The 3,051-nt window shown below is 43.8% G+C and carries 1 protein-coding gene; it reads left to right on the top strand.

Features of this window, described 5'->3' with window-relative positions; translation table 11 throughout:
* The coding region (locus IH598_00975) for a hypothetical protein (protein MBE0637075.1) at positions 1 to 3,051 on the top strand (3,051 nt) is incomplete at both ends.

The raw sequence follows: 3,051 nt of genomic DNA, 5'->3' as shown, positions 1-3,051 counted from the left end.
TCGGTTTGCGAGTCGCAAACAGTGAGTTTATCTGCCACTGCAGAAAATGATGAAAGTGTTCTCTGGGAAACGGAAGGAGATGGAATTTTCAGTCATCCCGGGAGTTTGAGCACAACTTACACCCCTGGCATTCTGGATATTGCTGCCGGAGAGGTTATTCTTTCAATAACAGCTTTTTCTGGGAATGGTTGTAATAATGCAACTTCAGCATTGTCGGTAGCCATTGAAAAATCTCCAACCGTTGATGCCGGAGCTAACCAGACGATCTGCGAAACGGATGTTGTCAGTTTAATGGCAACAGCCGGGAATAACTCATCAATTCATTGGACAACCGATGGCGACGGGACATTCTCCGATGCCACGACCCTTGATCCTGTTTATTATCCCGGTGAGGGAGATATTGCCGGCGGACAGTTAAACCTGACGATAACTGCTGCTCCGATAAGTATTTGCAATGCAACAGAAGATCAGGTGTTGATCAATATTCAAACTTTACCTGTTGCTTTTGCCGGTGAAGATGTTCTGGTTTGTAAGTCTGATGATTTTATTTCACTCAGCGGCACAGCATCTGATTATTCAGCCATTACATGGGAGTCGAATGGTGATGGTTGGTTTGAAGATCCGCAATCATTAGGCACAGTTTATCATCCTGGTCCCGGAGATTTAAACTCAGGGAATGTCGTGCTTTGCATTAAGGCTAGTGGGTTGTATGGTTGCCAACCAGCAGAAGATTGCCTTGAAGTTTTATTCCAGGAAATTCCTATAGCTAATGCAGGTGATGATGCTATCATTTGCGAGGGACAAAATATTTTACTTTCAGGTAATGCTGAGAATTATAGCCTGCTGCAATGGGTCACCTATGGTGATGGGTATTTTGATGATTTCACCCTGTTAAATGTTCTGTATACACCTGGACCAACTGATGTCTTAATGGGAACTGTCCAACTTTGTCTCAATGCTGAAGGACTGGAGGGTTGCCAGGCAACAACTGATTGTATGTTGTTGACAATTCAACATTTACCAGTGGTTGAAGCTGGAGTTGACCTTGTGATTTGCTCAACTGATGTGGTGAATCTTAATGCTTCTGCAGCAAATTATGCAGGCTTATTGTGGAGTACCTCCGGTGATGGCGTTTTTATCGGTAATGATGTACTTGCGTCGCAATACATACCTGGTGTTATGGACATTGAATCAGGGATTGTCAATTTATGTGTTACGGTTAATGGCGTTAGTCCATGTGGAAATGAAACCGATTGCCTGCAGGTTTCCATTGTACCATTGCCCGAAGCATATGCCGGAGAGGATGCAACGCTCTTTAAAACAGAAAGTTATTCTACAATTTCTGCTACAGCTGATAATTATTCTGCCGTGATCTGGAACACCTCGGGAACAGGCCATTTTGATGATAACACCGCCTTATCTACTTTTTATCATACAAGCCTGCAAGATAGGATCAATAAGTGGGTTGTGCTTACCCTTACGGCACTTCCTTCTAATCCCTGCCAGGTTTCGGTTTCGGATGAGATCCATTTGACCATTGAATACCCCTGTTTGGACGCTATTGCCAATGCCGGGGAGGACACTACTGTATGTGCAGGCGACAATCTTCATTTAGTTGGTGCTTCAGTATTTTTCAGTGATACCTTAACATGGAGCACATCCGGAGACGGGACGTTCGATGATATTTCGAAGATTGACCCCATTTACACACCAGGTTCAAACGACCTGTTCAATGGTACTGTGAACCTCTGCCTGACAGCCTTTGGCACCCATGACTGTCTTGATTCCGAAGATTGCCTCACATTATTCATACAGCAACCTCCATCAGTTTATGCCGGTGAAGATGCTACAGTTCCATTCGGTTCCTATCCGTTAGCTAATGCATGGGCAAAAAATTACAGCGCGATTCAATGGATAACCACCAACGGAATGGGTTATTTTACTAACGATACAATTATTAATACTACCTATGAGCCAAGTTACAATGATATATATTTAGATTTTGTTATCCTTAAGGTAATTTGTTCTCCAATCAGTCCCTGTTCTGTTTTTGTTGATGATGAGGTAGAAGTAAAATTTTACGATGGCTGTCTTGATGCTATTGCAAATGCAGGTGAGGACATCACAGCCTGCTCAGCAGGTGGAGTGCCGGTCGATGGTTTTGTTGAATATGCCGCTTCTGTATTGTGGCAAACTTCCGGAGATGGTAGTTTTGAAGACGCTACGACTTTGGAAACGATTTACGAGCCAGGTACAGAAGATGTTGCCAATGGTTATGTGAATCTTTCTTTGACAGCTTTTGCATTCCTCGATTGTTTAGATTATACTGATAGTCTTACATTAACCCTGCATCAGCCGCCACAGGTAAATGCCGGGGTCGATCAGACAATTTGTGAATCAGAATTGTATGTTGTGCTGTCTAATTCTGCTTCAGGACAATCGTCTATGTTGTGGACTACTTCGGGTGATGGATTTTTTATCTTTGATACTGTTCCCTCCCCCTACTATTACTTTGGCCCTCAGGATAAAATTAATGGGGAAGTAACCCTTACTCTGACAGCTTACAGCAACCTTTGCCCGCCGGTTAGCGATCAGGTATTGATTGACATCACCCGTGAACCAATTGTTTTTTCTGGTGATCCTGCTGAGATCTGTGCTGGTGAGCTTTTCCAGACAAATGAGGCTTTTGCGGTGAATTACCAACAACTTTTCTGGTCAACAAGCGGTGATGGATATTTTGATGCTCAGGATCAACTGAACACAACCTACCACCCGGGAGAGATGGATGTTATTAACGGTTTAGCTGAGCTGTGCCTTAAAGCTTTTGCCCTGAGTCTCTGCGCTGATGACGAACATTGTTTTACCCTGACATTCCTGCCCAATGCAACTGTTTCTGCCGGAGAGGATATTTCGGTTTGCGAGTCGCAAACAGTGAGTTTATCTGCCACTGCAGAAAATGATGAAAGTGTTCTCTGGGAAACGGAAGGAGATGGAATTTTCAGTCATCCCGGGAGTTTGAGCACAACTTACACCCCTGGCATTCTGGATATT

Source organism: Bacteroidales bacterium, assembly GCA_014860585.1.
Lineage (GTDB): Bacteria > Bacteroidota > Bacteroidia > Bacteroidales > 4484-276 > RZYY01.
Note: the sequence above shows the minus strand (reverse complement) of the source record. Positions and strands in the feature narration are given on the sequence as shown.